General features: G+C 54.4%; 14 protein-coding genes. All 14 read right to left on the reverse strand.

What is annotated here, in order from left to right; genetic code table 11:
- Nucleotides 1–2: 2 nt before the first annotated feature.
- Complete coding sequence (locus tag KGZ66_00340) at nt 3–1115, reverse strand: glycosyltransferase (GenBank protein ID MBS3984045.1); 1113 nt, start codon at nt 1113–1115, stop codon at nt 3–5.
- Nucleotides 1091–2308 (reverse strand): hypothetical protein, encoded by a 1218-nt coding sequence (locus KGZ66_00345; protein ID MBS3984046.1) that lies wholly within the window; start codon nt 2306–2308, stop codon nt 1091–1093. The genes KGZ66_00340 and KGZ66_00345 overlap by 25 nt, the downstream gene beginning before the upstream one ends.
- A 23-nt stretch (nt 2309–2331) precedes the next feature.
- Entirely contained in the window at nt 2332–3471 is a 1140-nt protein-coding gene (locus KGZ66_00350) for a glycosyltransferase family 4 protein (protein ID MBS3984047.1), read from the reverse strand.
- A 35-nt stretch (nt 3472–3506) separates the two neighbouring features.
- Nucleotides 3507–6146 (reverse strand): hypothetical protein, encoded by a 2640-nt coding sequence (locus KGZ66_00355; GenBank protein MBS3984048.1) that lies wholly within the window; start codon nt 6144–6146, stop codon nt 3507–3509.
- Nucleotides 6143–6838 (reverse strand): class I SAM-dependent methyltransferase, encoded by a 696-nt coding sequence (locus KGZ66_00360; protein ID MBS3984049.1) that lies wholly within the window; start codon nt 6836–6838, stop codon nt 6143–6145. Before KGZ66_00360 ends, KGZ66_00355 begins: the two co-directional genes overlap by 4 nt.
- Before the next feature lie 63 nt (nt 6839–6901).
- Nucleotides 6902–7882, reverse strand: coding sequence for a glycosyltransferase family 2 protein (locus tag KGZ66_00365; GenBank protein ID MBS3984050.1), 981 nt, complete (start codon nt 7880–7882; stop codon nt 6902–6904).
- 15 nt (nt 7883–7897) lie between these two features.
- The gene (locus KGZ66_00370; protein ID MBS3984051.1) at nt 7898–9346 is read right to left on the reverse strand and encodes an NTP transferase domain-containing protein; all 1449 of its coding nucleotides are present in this window, start codon (nt 9344–9346) and stop codon (nt 7898–7900) included.
- A gap of 63 nt (nt 9347–9409) precedes the next feature.
- The gene (gene gmd / locus KGZ66_00375; protein ID MBS3984052.1) at nt 9410–10378 is read right to left on the reverse strand and encodes a GDP-mannose 4,6-dehydratase; all 969 of its coding nucleotides are present in this window, start codon (nt 10376–10378) and stop codon (nt 9410–9412) included.
- Complete coding sequence (locus tag KGZ66_00380) at nt 10371–11528, reverse strand: glycosyltransferase (protein ID MBS3984053.1); 1158 nt, start codon at nt 11526–11528, stop codon at nt 10371–10373. Before KGZ66_00380 ends, gmd begins: the two co-directional genes overlap by 8 nt.
- Before the next feature lie 28 nt (nt 11529–11556).
- Nucleotides 11557–12705, reverse strand: a complete 1149-nt coding sequence (locus tag KGZ66_00385; GenBank protein MBS3984054.1) for a glycosyltransferase family 4 protein — start codon at nt 12703–12705, stop codon at nt 11557–11559.
- Nucleotides 12684–13589, reverse strand: coding sequence for a GDP-mannose 4,6-dehydratase (locus tag KGZ66_00390; GenBank protein MBS3984055.1), 906 nt, complete (start codon nt 13587–13589; stop codon nt 12684–12686). The genes KGZ66_00385 and KGZ66_00390 overlap by 22 nt, the downstream gene beginning before the upstream one ends.
- An 8-nt stretch (nt 13590–13597) precedes the next feature.
- Nucleotides 13598–14047 carry a hypothetical protein gene (locus KGZ66_00395; GenBank protein ID MBS3984056.1) on the reverse strand — a complete coding sequence of 150 codons (450 nt, stop codon included), beginning with the start codon at nt 14045–14047 and terminating at the stop codon, nt 13598–13600.
- Nucleotides 14048–14084: 37 nt separating this feature from the next.
- Nucleotides 14085–18224 carry a glycosyltransferase gene (locus KGZ66_00400; protein MBS3984057.1) on the reverse strand — a complete coding sequence of 1380 codons (4140 nt, stop codon included), beginning with the start codon at nt 18222–18224 and terminating at the stop codon, nt 14085–14087.
- On the reverse strand, nt 18178–18967 hold a 790-nt coding region (locus KGZ66_00405), incomplete at its 5' end, for a hypothetical protein (protein MBS3984058.1). The genes KGZ66_00400 and KGZ66_00405, both read right to left, overlap by 47 nt.

The following is an 18967-nucleotide window of genomic DNA, read 5'->3' on the forward strand; positions in this document are numbered from 1 at the left end:
CATTACTGCAATAGAATCTCTAGGTACTTCTCGGCCACGGCATTGACCTCAAACACCTGTGCACGCTCTGCCAAACCAAGCCTTTCCTGAGGACATATAAGCTCGTTTGTGATTGCGTCAGCAAGTGCTTTGTGGTCGCCTACGGGGACAAGCTGGCCCCATTTGCCATCTTCTAAAATCTCTGCCGGACCGGATGGGCAATCAGTGGCGATAACCGGGGTGCCCAAAGCCATCGTCTCCACTAGCACGGTGGGAAGTCCTTCCCACATTGATGACAGAACAAACAGCGACGCACGCGCCATATAGGCGTAGGGATTGTCGACATAGCCAGGCATTGAAACGTAGTCTTGGATTCCTAGCTCGCTTGCCAAAGCCGCTAATCGCGCGCGCTCATCGCCCTCGCCCAGGACAACCAGCCTGGCCGAACAAGTCGGACGCACCAAGGCAAAGGCCCGCAAAAGCGTTGGAAAATCCTTAGCTGCCGTGAGCCTCCCCACCCCCAATATAACGGGCAGTTCCCCAGGCGCTAACCATGGGTGGGGGTTTAGTTCATTGGCCAAGCGAAGCACCTTAGGAGATACGACTGGATTGTAGATTACTGTGATCCTCTCGCGCGGAAGCCCGGTCACCTTGGCAAGATCGACAGCCACACCGTGAGATACTGCGACAATAGCATCGGCCATAGGATATAGCGCGCGAGCTAGCCATGGCATAACGCGACCGCTCGCGGTGTTTGAGCGACTAGCGTTCATCGAGAGCGTATTGTGTTCGCTCACAACGATGCGCCCTTGTTTACTGGCTAGCCGCCGTGCACACAAGGTAACCACATTGGCGTAGTCAAGGGCCGAAAGGAGTGCTCTTGGTTGCTCGCGCCTGAGGTACCCGACAAGGGCGGGCAGGCTCGTAAGCACCCGCTTACCGTTGAGGTTAATCAGTCGAACTTCCGGCGGCACGGACGCCAGAAGCGGCCCCTCAGCCTTGGCTACGACCAAGTCGACAGACAGGCCTCGCTCAGCAAACGCCTGCGCCAAATTCACCATCACCCGTTCAGCGCCTCCGCCTCCTAGCGTAGGCAAAAAAAGCGCTACCTTCACACCCGCCTTGGAATCTCGCATTCTGCCTCACCTCCAGCTACCGTCAAAGTCCCAAGCATGCGTCTTCCTGAAGCCTTCACTTCGAGCACAGCGAACACTACGAGCAGCAGAATCCATGCTGGAGGCCGCAGCCTTACGCCGGTTCCCAGGTTGTCGTTTGTCAAAGCAACGAGCCCAATCCAGACTGCGGCCTGTGTAATTAAGTAGACGTGAAAAGCAGATAACAGGTGGCGTAATCTCCACAGCCGACTCAAGACTATCGTCATCGGCATGGCCTCGAGAAAGAATGCCAAGGCGGTCGGTACCGAAGTGATATGCCACGGCAAAGGTCCCACCATATTGCCGACAAAGCTGTGACAATAATTGAGGGCGAACAGCCAGACATTGTCTTGGGCAAGGGTGATTCCCATTTGGCTTCCTCCACCATGTACTCCTTGAGCAAGGTCTCTGTAGTTTAACGCGTCTCTCAACGACATGTTGACTACAGGTAGTCGTAAGCCTATTTGGTACTCGTAAAATACGAAGGCAAAAACAAGCAAGCAGCCCATCACTGCTAACAAGCTAACCCTGCTCTTAAACATGCTAAACAGTCTATAGATCACTAAAGCAGCTATAACTGAAACTGCCGCATAAACACGCAGACCCTGCAGCAGGTACACCACTAAGAGGAGCAACACAATGTTTGTCGCCTTGGCGTCCCTTATAAACAAGATGCGTCCACCAAGTACAGCCGCCCCAACAAATAGCCAATAAATCCATACATCTCGCACTAGTCCAATAGATACATTCATCACTAACCCCGCGTATAGCGTTAAGCAGACAAGGACAATCGCCATGGACGTCCAAGGAGCCTCGCCGCAAAGTGGTCGCTCGAAAGACCAAGACAGATTCACACCAGCCCTAACTGCCAGCAGAAGTAGCAGAAGCCCTAACAGGTTGGCTATGCGGGCCGCCAACGCACTTTCGCGCCCAATGAGAGCGAAGAGGGCCCCCAGGAAGACCGGGTAGGTGGAAAAGACTTCGGTGCTTTCGCCACGGGCAATGCGTATCCCATCCTCCCAGTTGGCCATAGCATCGCCGCCACCACCAAACAATGGCAAATCCACCCCGTAGAAACCTGTTTCGAGTGACATGTAGTATGCACCAAGTGACACTATGGAATAACCGAGCGTCATGGTCAGCGCTAAGGCTACCGCTACATACCGCTGTTTCACTATAGCCTCCCAGTATTCCGCATTTATTGGTGCTTATCAACCTGCAAATAACTCTGGTATATGGCCGACATATGCTCCATTACGCACCCTAAATCAAACTCTTTCACCCTGCTTAACCCTGCTGAGCCCATGGCGTTACGCGTCCCCTTATTATTGATGAGAATCGCGAAGGCGCGTGCTAACCCATTACTATCTTGCAGCCCGACTAAGAGGCCTGTCTCCCCATTTACTACTAGGTCCCGGTTTCCGCGAATGTCCGTCGCCACCACTGGCTTCCCTGCCGCCATCGCTTCCATGATGCACCGGGGAAGCCCTTCGCGCTTCGAGACAAGGGTGACAATATCCGACTCATGCAGAATCTGTACTACATCGGTGCGGTAGCCGAGGAAGTGAACGTTAGCGATGTTTTCGCGCTGCACTTTCCGACGCAACTCGTTCTCTTGCCCACCACTCCCAACCAACCAGAGATGTGTGCGCGCGTGTTGCCTCACACATTCACTCCAAGCATCCAGCAAAAAAGACTGGTTCTTATTTTCATTTAGTTCGGCTACACACGTCACCACGACATCGTCCTCTGCTATGCCACATTCACCGCGAACGTACTGCCGTGCAATGTCGTGCCCGCGAAACGCTTGGACATCGACACCCACGCCAGGTACAAAGAACAGATTCACATTGGGCCAAAACCCCATTTTTTTTGCCCGGTCAAAGTCTTCTATGTTAATAGTAATGAGCCCATCGGTCCAATGAGCAGCAATGAGCTCTGCTGTATAGTAGATGAGCCAATTGTACCATGGAGAACCACTGTAAAAGTGAAAGCCGTGGGCGGTGTATAGAACCTTCCCCTGCCCAGTAAGCTTGGCCGTCAATCTCCCTAAGAATGCCGCGATCGGCGTGTGCACGTGAATTAGATCGAAATGCTGGGTACGCATCAAAGCCAACAACCGCAAAAATGCCCTACCGGAACCTAAGCTACATGGCGTACGTGCAAAAGGTACGTCCCAGCACTGTACCCCGATAGCCAATAAGTCACACTGGCGATGTCCGTAGGCGGCCGCCGCATGAACCTCGAAGCCTTCCCGCTGCAGCAACTGCATAAAGGGAACATGAAAACTTGCCAGGTGGTGGTACACTGAAGCGATAAATAGCACTCGTCGTTTCACTAGAGATTACTTCCCATCTTGCTCAGACTCCAGCTTTAATCTTCCCGCGGCCCACTTCGCACAGGCAAAAGTTCATACCCTAGAAGATGTACTATATCGTTCTTCCCGACATACAGTCGCACCTCTAGGTCGTATACAGGCTCTGTTAGTACTACCCGTCCCGACACTAGGATGTTTGATGCACTATCCGACTTGCCTGTCAACTCAAATTTGCCATGGGTCACAGACCCTTGAGACGACACAATGTCTACCCAAGCTGTTTCTTTAGCATCTGCAGTTCCTTTGACAACCAGTTCGTACTCGCCATCTCCAAAGGCAACATACGGACCGAACACAAGGAAGCCCTCACGACGCGTCGTCGCAAGTGCGCTCGCTTTCAAGCTTCCTACCTGAGATGAGGTCGCCTTTGTGAACCCGGCTATCCGCAGCGCAGATCCTATCCTGCTCCCTTTTCCTGTCCTGACAAGATCAATAGCCCGTAATGCAACCCCAAGCACACGGGGATCGGCGCCCTCACTGAGCGCATACGGCGATTGCGCATTGGGAACAGTAATGCGTACAACTTGTTCCCCACCGCGAAGAGTCAGTGGTATAAGTACATGATTTAACTCATTATTCCGCAGCACCATTCGATAGGAAGCCAATTCCCCGTCAAGTTCAGTCTCAAAGATAACTTGTACTTCTCGAGCAGGGGAGGCGCCATGCACGAAGAACGCAATTTCCGCTGCATATGTACCCTCTGCGCCACCCCCAACAGTAGGCAAGCGAAGCTCGGCTCGCCGTCCGGACCAAATATGCGTAGGCTCAGCGTCATACCAACCCGCCCCCATTACAGCTTGCAGGGCCACCGTTGATGCGGCTTCTGCCCTCACCGGGTAGAAGCGTTCGATGTAATCTTCTGCTAGGCGTATTACAGCATAATGTTCTGTCTCGGTAATAGTTACCAATCCCGACGAATCGAGGTGAGCCAGTACTGGTGCCAACTCCTCCTTGAATTCCGCCTCGGCGGGCCAAGCTTGGGCAGCCCACAGCATATCAATGTAGGGCAATACCACAACATCGGCCTCTTGCCGTATAAGCATAAGGAGAACTCTGTCGGCAAATCCGCTGTCCACCTGCCCCATGGTAAAGCCCTTCATTGTAGGAGGCCAAGCCTCCTTTGCGGTGAAGAGATTCTTGTCGCCCCCAATATTAAACGAGCGAACGTTCAGTCGTGCCGTAATGTAGTTTGCCAAAAAATCATTTCGGTACGGAAGGAATGCAACTCTCTCCCCTTCATGTAAGAAACTGCCCATCCCCATGACAAGTTCATTCTCTATGCGCAAAAACGCATCGCGATACCCCCTATGCCTCCCATCAAAATGCGGTAGATTAAAGATAATGAGCAAGACAACGAGGCCAACCCAATACCACCTTGCTCTAGCGGAGGTCATATCACCGAGCCGTAGTACAATCAACACCCAGAACCCCACGATGCCAAGTGCAAGCCATCTGTATGCAGCGCGCATTTGTTGGAATCCCGGTAAATTTCTTGACAATATCGCACTACCTGTTGGCGCAAGCGCAAGCTCTGCCCCCATCAAGGGCGACAAGTCGCCCGCGGCGACCATCGCGTCTGGCCTAACCGAGTTGACTTTTACTGAAGGCCCTAGTGCCATGTAGAGGCCAAACAACGCGACCATGAAGATGGCAGTCGCAAGCATTGTCTTTTTCCTCATGTGCCACCAGCCAGCAAATCCAGCACTAATGATTGGCAGAGAAAACGTCGATATGAACACACTGGCATCCCCAAAATAGGTCTGTTCAGTGCGTACTACGGCTAGGCCTACGGTATCCCACAACCAATGCATACCTCGCGTTGGAATGGTCAGAAAGGCAAGATCTACCCCCCACCCACGAAAAAAGTCCAGGGTTTCGGGGACGACGTGCAGCTGACCGACATACGTCATGTATAGAACATAGGACACAGCGAAACCACTCATGGTAATGGGCAAGGCACAGCGTAACAAGTGGCTTCTTAATTCGGGTGCCCTAACAAAGTAAAATGCCCCCAACAAACTAGCGCCGACAGCAAACATTACGTAAGTATACCCGTCCATAAACACAGCGATTGTCGTTACCGCAACGAATGTCGCCATTCGGATATATAAATCTTCTCGCCTAACAAACTTATCCGAGATGAGTTGTACAGAAACCAACATGTACAGCGGTAGTAAGGCAATGCCTAAGGAGAGCATCGAATAGCCTGAATGTGCCCATATGATAGGCATACTCATCCACAACACAGCAGCGAGTACCGCACTCGTGCCGCGAAGCGCCAACAACACACTTAGGCGCCATGCCCCAAAAAAGGCGATCGCTAGCCATATAGCAGCCATTGCAGCGTAAGCGTCTGCCGGATGAAGTCCTAGCGCTATCAACAGCCCGGCGGGGTATGCGCCTGCGAGCCCAAAGGCAATCGGAGCCGGATTAGGATTTCCAAAGTTGATGGCATGGACTGCAAGTGGCGATTGGTTAACAAAGGACTGGCCAAACCCTGTTGTCCATACCGCCTGACCGAGGGTCGGCAGAGAATAGTAAGGAACGGCTCCGTGTGCGAACAGGATGAACACCAATGCGCAGCAAAACACAAGCTTATCTCCATACCTCGCCAAGCTAGAGATAGAACGCATCATTGTACACCCCCAGTGATGAGTGGATCTGATTGGCACATGACGTCTTGGGCCGCGCTTCTGCTGTAAGGCCTACATAACAACATCGTCCAGGGAATAGGCGACCTAATCTCGACAACCTCAAAGAATCCCTCAACCAAGCGAACAAACCCAGCGCGTGACCAATGCTGGATATGCCCTGGGGTGTTACCCCACGCTGACATGTACTTGCCTCGCGCCATGTTCAGAAAGCGAAAAACAGGTTCATGAGGGACACTGAAAATTACATGGCCGGCAATAGCCCGACTCAATGCTCGCAGAGCGTCTTTCGGTCGTTCTAGGTGTTCAAGTACTTCACAGCAAACTATAAGGTCCGCTCCGTCCTCAACCGGGTGCCAATCGTAAATACTACGGACACGGAACATATCCGGGTTTAATCCATGGGCGACCGCATTGTCGCGCGCTAGCTCGATTATTTTGGGGGACATGTCAGACCCACGCACCGATAGTCCCTGCCGTTTCCAGCGCAGTGCCCAATAACCTTCACCACATCCGATTTCGTGGATCGACCTAGGAGCGACGCGCTCTACTAAGTCAGTCAGATCTTTCGTAAACTGCCGCACTGCATAGCGAACGGCTGGGTTCCTAGACGAATACTTATCGTATACGTTGCCTACAACGATTTTGCCCTCCTGCAATCCACCAGACATTATCATGGTCTTGTCTCCCCCCGCCCATACTTACACTACGCCTCCTAGGGGTTCTAGGCACGGCTTCTCTCAGCTACCCAAATGGCTGTTCTTTAGATCTTTCGAGATAATAGGATGATGCAGCGACTCGCGATGGGTAAAGCGCAACTCCTCCAGTAGTTTGCGATTCACTGAGAGCAAATCTGCTATAAATGCAATTAAGATCGCTTGAAATCCCATACCAAGAAGCGCACCAGCCAGTGTTAGTGACTGAATGTGCCCATCCCCTCTTCCCGAAAAAAACAGCCATAGAAAGCGCAAGCCGATTGCAGTTCCGCAGGCGAACAGCACCGCGCCAGTTGACGCGAAAAAGCGAAATGGTCGATAAACGACGAAAATGCGCACAATCGTAACAACAGAACGCCAGATATACTCTAGGTTGCTCTTGAAAAGACGCGAAGGTCTAAGATTCTCGTTGACCCTCACGGGAACCGATACTACCGCCATTCCATTTTGGCCAGCTTGGATGATCGTTTCAAGGGTGTACGAGAAGTCGCTAAAGACCGCTAAGCGTCTAGCGGCAAACTGGCTCATGGCTCGAAAGCCGCTGGGTGCATCGGGGACGCTCGTCCCGCTGACAAGCCTTACCACAGAACTGCCTAGTTTCTGTAAGTATTTCTTCACAGGCGAAAAGTGCTTTATTGCTTCTATGGGACGTGCGCCTACAACTATGTCGGCTTTGCCCTCAACCAGTGGCGCAAGGAGCGCAGGGATGTCATCTGCATTGTATTGATTGTCGGCATCTACGTTAACAATAAAATTGGCGTTCAAACTGAGACAGCCGTCGAGTCCGGTCATAAATGCCCGTGCTAGCCCTCGATTGCGGGTGTGCCGGATGATATGGTCAACGCCATGCTTGGCCGCTACCTCCGCAGTACCGTCACTGCTGCCATCGTCGATAACGAGCCATTCCACGCGGTCAAAGCCGGCCACTTGCCGCGGCAACGCCTTAAGCGTAATAGGTAGCGCATCGGCTTCATTGAAACATGGTATCTGAATGATCAGTTTCATGAACTTGCCCTTCCATCATTCTTGCCGACTTGCTGTTACTTTAGGACTAGTCTGTGCTCTCCCATAAGAATCCTGCACCCTTACTACGTCATCTAGCTCGGTAGTTGACACTTCAAGGATTGTTAAGTCGCTCTCAGCTACGATTTTATGTAGCGTCCCCGGGCGAATGGTAACCGCCATGCCCTGTCGTATTGTCCGCTCCGCACCATTTAGGACCAATGTCCCTCGTCCCCTTTGAAAGAACATAGTCTCTAGCTTGCGCTGATGGTACTGCAGGCTTAGGCTATGCCCCGCTTTGACTTCCAATATTTTGCCGACATAAGCCTCAGTTACCGCCCACCAAATCTCCCTTCCCCACGGCTTGTCAACAACGCGGTACTCCTCTGTCTCAAAGCAGGTGTCGCTGCATAGACCCTCGGCTAGGACGACCGCCTTCTTTACGTCTTGGACCCGCTCTTTACTGCATACGAGGAGAGCCTCTTTAGAGCGCACGACCACTAGGTCTTGAACGCCGATCGCTACAGTGACTCCCTCATCGTCTTGGATAACACAGTTCTTAGCATCAATAATGCCAACTCGGCCCGAGACATTGTTCCCTCGTTCATCACTGCCTTGCGCAGCGCGCTCTACGGCAACCCAGTTGCCTAGGTCGTCCCAATTAAAACTAGCCGGGATTACAAGTACACGGTCAGCCTTTTCCATTACCCCATAGTCAATCGAGATCTTTGGGAGCAAAGGGAAGGTTCGTCCTACGACATCGCTCTCCTCCGGCGCACCGATGGCACCCCCTATTTCTTCAAGCCCACTGTGTAGTTCCGGCAAGTGCATAGCCATCGACTTAAGAATGACCTCTGTCCGCCAAACAAACATTCCACTGTTCCAAAGATGATCATCACTTTGACACATCTCAAGCGCTTTCTCTAGCTGAGGTTTTTCAATGAACCGGACGACATCGTGCGCCCACTGATTGGCCACAAGGTGTTTCTTGGCACCGACCTGCACATAGCCATAACCAGTCTCCGGCCGGGTCGGCTTCATGCCAATGGTTACAAGCACCGGCTCGCTCTGCGCGGCTTCGACGGCTGCACTTAGAGTCGACATAAACTCCTCATTGCAGCCCACGTAATGATCCGCCGGAACAACGATCATGATGGACTCAGGGTACTTCTTCTGGATGTGGACGGCCGCAAGCCCGATACAGGGGGCCGTGTCACGACCTATGGGCTCTACAATTACGTTTTCCTGCGGGACTTGCGGAAGTTGCAGGCGGGTCATTTGCGCATGTTGGCGACCCGTGACCACAAACACCTGGCTTGGCGGAACTAAACTGCTAACACGTGCGAAAGCTTGCTGAAGCAGCGTGGTATTGCCTACAAAGCACTGAAATTGCTTGGGCATATCTGTTGTACTCCGTGGCCACAGACGCTCACCTCGTCCGCCAGCCATAATAACCGCAGTAATCATCACATTGAACCTCCTAGACCTTACTCTGACATACTATGATACCCTAAGCTCAGCGCACCGTCGCTAAACTAAGCGTCGGAGCGTAGCTAGGTCAGCATCCACCATCATGCGTACCAATTCCTCAAATGTTGTCTTTGGTTCCCAGCCCAACCGTTGCCGGGCCTTTCCATAGTCCCCAAGGAGCAGGTCTACTTCCGCAGGACGAACAAACCGCTGGTCAATAACCACATATTTTCGCCAATCTAGTTTCACGTGCCCGAACGCCACTTCGAGAAATTCCTTAACTGAGTGGGTTTCGCCTGTAGCAATGACAAAGTCCTCGGGCTGGTCTTGCTGCAGCATCATCCACATCGCAGTTACATAGTCGCCGGCGAATCCCCAATCCCGCTTGGCCTCAATGTTCCCGAGACGCAACTCATGCTCTAAACCCAACTTAATCCGAGCAACAGCGTTAGAGATTTTGCGCGTTACAAACTCGATTCCCCTGCGTGGCGACTCATGGTTGAACAGAATGCCACTGCAGGCAAAAAGATTATAGCTCTCTCGATAATTTACAGTAATCCAGTGGCCATATAGCTTAGCCACCCCATACGGGCTGCGCGGATAAAACGGTGTATCCTCGGTCTGTGGCGTCTCCCTCACCTTCCCAAACATCTCGCTACTTGATGCTTGGTAGAACCGTATCTTTGGGTTAACAATCCGTATCGCGTCTAACAACCTAGTTACTCCTAGGGCAGTAACTTCTCCCGTTAGCACGGCTTGTTCCCACGACGTCCCGACGAATGACTGAGCTGCAAGGTTGTATACCTCGTCGGGTTGAACTTTTGCCAATGCTGTTACAAGTGACATTTCGTCCAAAAGATCTGCTTGATGTAACGTAACCTTACCTGCGACATCGCCTAGGCGCTCTACGTTCAAGGTACTGGTTCTGCGCACAATCCCAGTTACTTCATAACCCTGATCCAAAAGGAACTCCGCTAGATATGAGCCGTCTTGCCCGTTGACCCCAGTAATTAAAGCCTTCTTACTCATCATTCGTACCCCTTCCACTTCTTATATCGCATCCAACCAACTCGCCGTAGATTGCCTGGACGCTGTCTAGCATCTTTTGCAGGCTAAAATGCTCGCGGACCCGCTGCTTCGCATTCTCCCCGTAGCGTTGTCGTAACGCCGAATCATCCAATAGCGTACCGATGGCTACCCCCAGCGCCTGCGCATCGCCCGGAGGCACAGTGAGCCCGGTCTCCTGGTGCCTGCTCACCTCTGGAACGCCTGTCGGCAGCCTCGTGTTAACTACTGGTTTGCCGCACGCCATCGCCTCCAATTGAACTAGACCAAAGGCCTCCGTACTAGCAACTGATGGTAACACGAACACGTCACAGGCATGAAAATAGGCGGGCATCTCGTCGTAGCTCAACATGCCGAGAAAGACAACCTTGTTTGTGAGCCCTAATTGAACAACTAGCTTCTCCAAGTTCAGGCGTAGCGGGCCGTCGCCAATCAACAAAAGCACTGCATCCACTTCACACATGGACTTGATGACTTGCTCAACGCCTTTGTAGTAGACCAACCTACCAACACATAAAACAATAGGTGAACCAAACTTACTCCGGATCCCTTCTGCTTGCTTCCGCATGTCGTCATTTAGTTGAAATCGCCTGGTATCGATGCCAAAAGGCACTACAACGCACTTTTCGTTAAATGGCTGTAGCAATGGCGAGTTTTTTGCTATGTTAGAATCGGCCACTATCACCCTGTCGGCGCGCCGCAAAAATGCGGTTGCCAACAGCTTGTATGCCCACAGAAAGCCCTTCTGCCGCAACACATCACTATGCCAGTTAACAATCACTTTGCCTTTATAGCCCGCCATAAGGCATGAAAGGTCGCCGAGGGGGAAGGGCGTGTGGAAGTGTACAATGTCCGCATTCTGGCTAAGTTTCTTAAACAAGAATGGGAAGCTAGGAGCGATTGGCATCGACAACATCATCCCTAGACTGCTTGCCCGGTGTACCGAAATGTCATTTACCGTTTCGTTACGCCCCAAACCCTTGTGGCGGCACACTAACACTTGCATGTCAACACTGTGGCATAGCCCTTCTGCAATTAGCTGCACCATTCTCTCTATGCCTCCAATGTGCGGCGAGTATAGCTTGTTAACCTGTAGTACGCGAATTTTACGCATGGGCACCTCTATTACTCTGTACTTGACCCTAGTAGCCTAACACCGTCCGATACACGTTAATTGTTGCTTGCACTGTGTTTCCCCAGGGAAATAGTTTCGCCCGGGCTAGCCCCTTGCGGCGCAGACTTAATGCCAAAGAAGAGTCTTCGGCAAGGCAGCGCATGGCGTCCCGTATCGCCGCGACGTCTACGGGGTCTACGTAGCAGGCAGCGTCACCTGCAACTTCAGGTAGCGCAGTCGTATTTGAGGTAATGACTGGCAGACCGGCGGAAAACGCCTCTAGAACGGGTAGCCCGAACCCTTCAGACAGCGAGGGAAACACCAAGGCAACTCCGCCGGAGAAGAGCAGCCGTAAATCCGTGCTCGTTACATACTGTAGCCAACGGAGACTGCCATAGCGATGGTCTTTAAGTAAGCGCAATGTATCGTCACAGCCCCAGCCCTCACGCCCAACTACTACTAATGGCAGCTCCGCCTGCATAGCAAGTGATAACGCCTGATGCGCCTCAATAACCCGCAACAAGTTCTTGCGAGGTTGTAACGTCCCTACGAAGAGAAAGTAGCGCTTCGGCAGGTTGTACTTTAAGCGTACTTGCGTAACCTCGTCTGCACTGGGCGAACAAAACCAGCGTTCATCAACACCGAGCGGCACCACGGTAATGCGCGACAAAGGCACACCAAAATACCTACTGATTTCTTGCTTGGCATACTCAGAAATCGTAATCACCTGGCTCGCATACTTGGTGGTATGGCGCCACAGGGCGTTCTTTAGAGCCCGCAGACGTCGTGAGCCCCATTGCGGATTAGCCAGAGGTATGGCATCCATCACTGTGGCGACAACGGGAACACGCCGTACGTTAGGAATCATGTGGTCTGTCGCGTGGAGAATATCAATGCGGTTTGCCAGCTTCTCACTCGCGGGGTACGGCAACCCTGTGACAGCCGAGAGTACTGAGCCAGGCCCAAAGGCAGGCAGGTGTAGTGCGCCAAGACTACTTGCAGAAGGAGCAGATGCGCCGAACACAAAGGGCTGCACCTGTACGCCATCGCTCAGTTTGAGCCGTTGCAGCATCTCCTGAGCATAGATGCCTATCCCGTCCAGCTCGCCCCCGGCCATTCCCCTAGCCAGCACAGTCGCCCCAAACCCGACTCTAATCATGTAGCCTGCGTCATCCAACGCAGAGTCTCCTGCAAGGGGATCGGCTGCCACTCCCCAATTAGACGGCGAAGCAATCCTGGGTCGCCACACAAGTACTGCACCTCACTGGCCCTCACAAACGATGGGTTAACTGTCACCTCCAGCCGATGCCCAGTGATAGACTCGGCAAACCCCAACACTTGCCGCAACGAATACGCGACCCCAGAGCAAATATTAACTGTTGCATCTACCGGTTTTACTTCCACCAAACGGCGATATGCTTGTGCTACTGAGCGGACATCACAAAAGTCACGCCAGACGTCTAAGTTGCCTAGCTCAATACGCTCGGCGCGATGGCGATAATGGGCTGCTATCTTAGCAACAACGAAGTTTTCCGACTGCCCAACGCCGGTATAGTTAAATGGCCTGACGATTACGATAGGGAGTTTGTGTCGCCATAAATTAGCCATATGTTCCATCGCCAGCTTGCTGACTGCATAATCGTTCGCTGGGTTGGGGGTAGTCGTTTCAGCGAGCAAACCCTCTGCGGTGTTGCCATAGATGTTCGCGCTGCTGGCAATCACTACGCATTCGGGGAGCACTCTAAGCCCTGCAAGAGCCTCTAGCAAGTTGCGAGTGCCTATGAGATTCGTCGTATAGAACTCACCCGCATTCCCGTGCGCCACAAAGGCCTTAGCCGCTAGGTGCACAACGGCTTGCGGTTGCACCTCCTCAACTACTTGTCTAAGCCCCGCAAAGTCCTCCATACTGACGCGATGATATCGTTCTGAACTTCCGAAATCTGTCGTGCCTGTGCCGTATACCGCAAACCCAGCCTGTGCTAGTTCGTCTGCGACATATTTGCCGGTAAAGCCCGAAATACCTGTTACTAAGGCTCGTCGCTTAATACTTTCGGGGCCCAATAGTGTCTTCATTCGATCTTAACAAGCTCATAGCTAACAAATGTACCAAGAACCTGCTCCGCAACACGCACCCTAAATTCCACGTCTGTTACAGGACGGTCGATGATAAAGGCAAGGGTTGCGATTACATCTGCAGTGGCATTGGCGTAAACCGGCCTAGTGGCCCACACACGTTCTCCACGGTCGCTAACAACATCGATAATCGCTATGGGACTTGTCTCTCCTTCTAAACTGCCTTTCACTGTCAGTCTGTAAGTGCCTACTTCAAGCGGCATATATGGTCCGTAGACTAAGAACCCAGGCTTGCCCACGGCCCTGATTCCCCCTTCAGTGCGTTCCCCTACAAGCGAAGCAAGTCTTGCGTCCGTTGCGGGAATGGTCGTCACCCTAGGTGCACATCCCACTAGGGACAAAACTAATAGGGATACGACAACGATCGTGACCAATGTGTGCTTCATAATAGTAATCCCCCTTCTAGACATCAACTAATGAACCTTAGTCACATCGGCTAAACTCTACACGTGTCACCGTTAAGATAGATTCCTCGGTCGCCCAAACCCGGATTTCGAGGTCTTGTAGGTCCCTCTCAATAGAGAACATAAAACGTACTAACTCGGCACCTTGCTCGCCACTAACCCCGTGGCTTTGCAGAGGAACCTTCGCCAACACCGTCTCGCCACGATTTGCGCAGACATCTACCCATGCGTCTCCTAGAGTTTGCGCGTGACCATACAGCAGAAGTTCGTAATCCCCAGCAGGAACGGCAACATATGGTCCGTACAAAAGCCACCCCTCAGTTCCTTGACTGTGCACGCCAATGGCACTGCGTCGCCCTGTCTGACTTGCGAAGCGCGCATCTGTAGCTGGTAGATACCACCGCCTACCCGGAATCCACTCAGATACCCATTGCGGGTGTTTCGCATCCATAATCATGCTCGCCAGCACTTTCGCGCTCTGCTCCCATGTCAGCCATGGCAGCCCGTCCGATTTTGGAGCTCTCTCTTCAGCGTGCAATGCTAGCCATCGCTGAACTGCTTCAGCCATTTCCTCAGGCCACTCACCCTTGAAGTAAAAGGCATGCTCGCCTGCGACCTCGCGAAATACCGGTATGTCCCGAGCGATGATCGGCAGCCTGTGTCGAGCAGCCTCGATCAAAGGCAGGCCAAAACCCTCGGCTTCTGAAGCTGCGATTAAGCAAGTTGAAGCGGCATAAACTCGTTCGAGGTACTCGTCGCTAATACCCTGCAACCAGAAAAGCAGCCGCCCTAATTCGGGGTGGTGACTTAGCCGCTGGACGAGTTCCTCCACCATCCAGCCCTGTTTGCCCACTATCACTAGGTTTATCTTGTGCCCCCTAGCCCATAGCCGTTCGAAAGCCGCTAAGGTCTGGGTGTATCCTTTGCGCGGTTCGACAGTGCCGACCATCAGAAAGGTGTTTCTCTCCTGTAAGCGCAGCAATATCTTTCCGGCATCAATAGGCATGCCTGTGCTGGGAGCGGAGTTTTCGATGTCTGCCCCATGATGAGAGTACCCCAGCCGCAAGGGTCCCTGCCGTTGCGGTTGCTCGGAATCAAGCCAGGCCCGCATATCTTCAAGCGTCGCCTGGGAGCCGCACGCTAGAACGTCCGCCATCCGGCCTATGGTACGCAACCAGGGCGGGAAGTGTGGGTGTAGATCATTCGGGAACCAGTTTGGCCGCAGGACCGCGAGCAGGTCGTGGACAATGAATACAATTGTGACGTCACAGGCCCGCAATTCAGACAAAAATGCCTCTTGCTGTGGAACCAAATGCGCTACCAAGTCCAGACCGATGAACATATCCCCTGCCCAAAAATCCGCAGGTGCATCTTCCGCCCAAGCCTCGTTGAGACCAAGGAATCGGCTAGTGAAACGACGCGCGTAGCGATAGCCAGACACGTGGGGAGTGGCATAGACCGGCTCAACAGACCACCCTTTCGGAGGGTGTAGCAGCCATTCACGGAGAATGGCGCGTGTCACGCGCTGAATGCCGGTCCCAGCATCTACCTGCGCCAGTGTCGAAACATCCACCAGTAACTGCTGCCGCCGTGGCTCTGGTGGGAAATTAAGCGCCAATGTCCGCGCAAGGAGCGTATCGTCCATTCCTTTTGGCGGATGGTCAGCCCAACGATTCAGCAAACCCAGACCTTTCTGTGTGGCTTTCTTGTAGATACACTCAATGGCCTCGGCGTACTGGGCAGCGCATTTGTCTGGTGCATGCCGGGAGCGGATGAGGACTTGCGCCCGGCGGCCCAGCGCCAATCGCCGATCGGTATCTCGCCATAAGGTAGTCAAAGCCTCAGAAAGCTCGGCATTCTCGAAGGCATCGGGCAGCATCCACACCGCCTCGGGGTCTAGCTCCACTAGGCTGCCGTGAGCGTTCACCACCGTGGCTAGGCCGTGGTTCATGCAGTCCAGCACGGCCGCCGATGTTTCTCCGCGGGACAGAGTGCGCAACTGGATCGCCAGATCAGCGGCCGCAAGATATTGTCTAAAGGTTTCCGTATTGACCCATCCGGTGATGCGGACCCGGTTCTGCAGACCGCTTGCATGGATGCTGTCCAGGAGTTGCTGTCCATAGGTATCGGGGTGATTCTCGCCGACAAACGCCAGGTGGATAGAGGCATCCTGCGTCAGCGGCGACTGCACAAAGGCATCGAACAGCCGCTGGTTGAGCTTGATGGGACCCAGCACCCCGAAGGAACAAACAAGAAAGTCAGCGGGCCGGAATCCAAGAGCCTGCCTGGCGGCCTGCCGCGACGCGCCGTCGGCCGGTGCTCGCAATAGCGGTATCACCTGCCAATCCCTGGCGACTGCCTCGCCATACCAGGCCTTAGCCATCATCCGGGGAAACTCGCTGTGGACGATCACTCCCAGGGCCTGCTGCAACACCGGCAGGTTGCAGGGGTAGGCCCACCCCACATCGTCGGTGTCGAACGCTTTGTACCGTTCCCGCAAGGCGTTGTAGCCGTGGCTCGCCTGCAGCGCCCGAGCCCAGGCATTCGGCGTCCAGCCCATCCACTCTCGGTGGGCCTGGATGCCGGAAAGAAAGAAGTCGTGCAGCACCACCGCCCCGGGAATCTCCGCCAACAGGTCGAACATGTGCCGGTGGAAGGGCGAGTTGCCGAAATGGTAGAGCACCCGGTCGTATCTGCGGTGGTGGGCGCGGAACCAGGCTGCGTCGCGCACGGCGCATTGCTTTACGATCCAATCGTCTGCCACGGCGAACTGGTCCACCACGACCTCCACTTCATACCAGCAGGCGAGCTCGCGCAGCAGCTCGGCGCTGTAGTCGGCAATGCCGCTCTTTTCCGGGGGCAGGGGCGAGACATAGGCCAATAGCGGCCGCTTCTCAGGTCGGGACTGAGGCGGGCCCGCCAGCGATATTGACCGCTGCCGGTCAGTATGCAGGCGCCCCATGGCCGCCAGCGCCCGCCGGGCGGAAGCATCCCAACTGAACTTCCGGGACTGCTCCAGTCCGTGCCGTTCCAGCGCCTGCCGCAAGTCCTCATCCTCCAAGATCTGGCGCAGCCTAGCGGCCATGTCCGCTTCATCGTGGGGGTCGAACAGGGCGTCCGAGCGCCCCACCACCTCGGGCAGGCTCGAGGTGTTGGCGGCAATTACCGCTTTGCCGCACTGCATGGCTTCCAGCGCCGGCAGGCCGAACCCCTCGTGCCAGCTCGGGAAGACGAACAGCTTGCAGGCGTTGTAGAGTGTCACCAGATCGTCGTCCGGCACGTAGCCGGTTAGCACCAGCTCTCCCTGCGTCAGGCCGGTTGCGCCAGCAAGCTGCAACAGCCGCTCCCGCTCTGGCGCCTGCGCCGCGCAGACGATGACTAACTGGTGCGCCGGCCGCAACTCCGCGGGTAAGCGGGCATAGGCGCGGACCAGGCCCTCGATGTTCTTGCGGGGGTCAATGCCGCCGGTGTACATCACGAACGAGTGCTCTATGCCATACGCAGACTGTAGCCGCCGTCGCGTCTCGGCAGTTACGGGACGCGGCAAGAAATGTGGCTCGCAGGCCGTGGAGATGTTGACTACCCGAGCTTGATCAACAACTAGCAGCTCTACCGCCTCACGGCCGGAGGAGGCGGAAATTGACAACAGCAAGTCGGCCCGCTTAAGATGTTTCAGCCTGTCCATATACCAAGACTCCGCCGTCGGGCTGCTGAGATAGATCTGCCGGTGGATGAGCGGGATGAGGTCGTAGAGCACCACCGCAGTGGGTAGATGAGCGTGACGGCCGACACTGCTCGCCGCATCATCGACTAACCCCTCGAAGAGGCTGGTAACGAGCACGATGTCCGGCTCGAGTGAGGCGAGAAACGCCTCTCTCAGGCATTCTGCCGCGTCGCGGCGGCTATCGTTAGCTGGATCCAAAAAGGCGACCGGCCCGGGTGGGACCCAGACGCGGATGTTCTCAAGCGGTAGCACATCCCTGAATGCTGCCCTAATCGGTTCGATAGTTTCGGGAAACAGACCGTTCAAGGCCAGCAACACTTCATGTTCCCCACAGTTGCGGGCCAAGCCCTGCGCCAAAGCGAGCGAGTAGCGCCCGATTCCCCGCTTCCTAGAGCCCGTCGTCTGCGCGCCTTGAAGATCGATGACTATGCGCATCCGTCTCCGTCCCCTCCCCTGCCAGTTTTTGCCGTGTCAGACGTGTCATCATCATTTGTCCCCACGGCGATAGATCTTCCTTAGGGAATTTTGGGTTGCCTACAACGTTCTGCCGCCCCTCTACCTGGCCCAGCGCGCGCGGCGTCGCGACCTTGCCATAGAGGCGTCGTAACACCGCATAAAGGCCGAACCATTTTACTATCAACACGATACGGTGCTTAAGTTGGGGCTTAGACTGCAGGGCCGCGATAAAGCTGCGGATTACTAGCTTCGCTGTGTGTCGCATACGCGTACGTAGGTCACAAAACAGCCGGTTCCAAATGCCACTTACGCATCGTTTGCCAAAACGCAGTGGAGCTGTAATGCGCCAGGAGGTGCTTGCGTGAACGCTTTCAAGCTCCTTGTTCTTGTTATCGGCTACTACCCTCCAGTGGTGTGCATGCCCTTGTAGCTCCGCCACCTGCGCTCTAGCGGCGGTTGCCTCGCGCTCGCGCTCGGTTGCAGCCGCCGTTAGGCGCTGCATCTCTTCCTGCCCCAGGGTGACGCGTCCTTGCAGTTCCGCTACCTGCGTTCTAGCGGCGATTGCCTCGCGCTCGCGCTCGGTTGCAGCCGCCGTTAGGCGCTGCATCTCTTCCTGCCCCAGGGTGACGCGTCCTTGCAGTTCCGCTACCTGCGTTCTAGCGGCGATTGCCTCGCGCTCGCGCTCGGTTGCAGCCGCCGTTAGGCGCTGCATCTCTTCCTGC

Source organism: Selenomonadales bacterium (assembly GCA_018335585.1).
GTDB lineage: Bacteria > Bacillota > UBA994 > UBA994 > UBA994 > UBA994.

Coding starts and splice junctions, on each gene's coding strand:
- KGZ66_00400 (MBS3984057.1), bottom strand. CDS start 18,224: ATGCGCATAGTCATCGATCTTCAAGGCGCGCAGACGACGGGCTCTAGG.
- KGZ66_00360 (MBS3984049.1), bottom strand. CDS start 6,838: ATGATAATGTCTGGTGGATTGCAGGAGGGCAAAATCGTTGTAGGCAAC.
- KGZ66_00395 (MBS3984056.1), bottom strand. CDS start 14,047: ATGAAGCACACATTGGTCACGATCGTTGTCGTATCCCTATTAGTTTTG.
- gmd (MBS3984052.1), bottom strand. CDS start 10,378: ATGAGTAAGAAGGCTTTAATTACTGGGGTCAACGGGCAAGACGGCTCA.
- KGZ66_00365 (MBS3984050.1), bottom strand. CDS start 7,882: ATGAAACTGATCATTCAGATACCATGTTTCAATGAAGCCGATGCGCTA.
- KGZ66_00340 (MBS3984045.1), bottom strand. CDS start 1,115: ATGCGAGATTCCAAGGCGGGTGTGAAGGTAGCGCTTTTTTTGCCTACG.
- KGZ66_00380 (MBS3984053.1), bottom strand. CDS start 11,528: ATGCGTAAAATTCGCGTACTACAGGTTAACAAGCTATACTCGCCGCAC.
- KGZ66_00355 (MBS3984048.1), bottom strand. CDS start 6,146: ATGATGCGTTCTATCTCTAGCTTGGCGAGGTATGGAGATAAGCTTGTG.
- KGZ66_00370 (MBS3984051.1), bottom strand. CDS start 9,346: ATGATTACTGCGGTTATTATGGCTGGCGGACGAGGTGAGCGTCTGTGG.